Source organism: Aeromonas sp. PrichA-15, assembly GCF_017939245.1.
Classification (GTDB): Bacteria; Pseudomonadota; Gammaproteobacteria; order Enterobacterales; family Aeromonadaceae; genus Aeromonas; species Aeromonas caviae.
In genome coordinates this window covers 1-297 of record NZ_JAGKRH010000330.1, presented here as the reverse complement: position 1 = coordinate 297, position 297 = coordinate 1, and the positions used below count along the sequence as shown (strand labels likewise).

1 pseudogene is annotated in these 297 nt (G+C 58.6%); it reads left to right on the top strand.

Going from position 1 to position 297, the window contains the following annotated elements:
- Positions 1-241, top strand: a pseudogene (locus J9889_RS22980) (IS5/IS1182 family transposase); the annotation flags it as partial.
- Positions 242-297: the final 56 nt, after the last annotated feature.

The window sequence follows — 297 nt, the reverse complement described above, 5'->3', positions numbered from 1 at the left end:
CCATCCCCGCAACGAGGCGGTGACGGCGCTCAAGGCCGGTGAACTGAAGCAATGGAAGAAAGACTCCGGCTATCACCAGCGCTCGATAGCCGAGACCGCCATGTACCGGTTCAAGCAACTCATCGGGCCAACGCTGAGCCTGCGGAACTACAACGCCCAGGTGGGCGAAATCCTGGCTGGCGTGAAGGTGATGAACAAGCTGATAGGGCTTGGTATGCCTGTTCGCCAGCCAGTGAATTGAGTGGTATCAACGGGTTGGGGAACGGCCATCCAGCGACGGATTTGATCAACAACGCC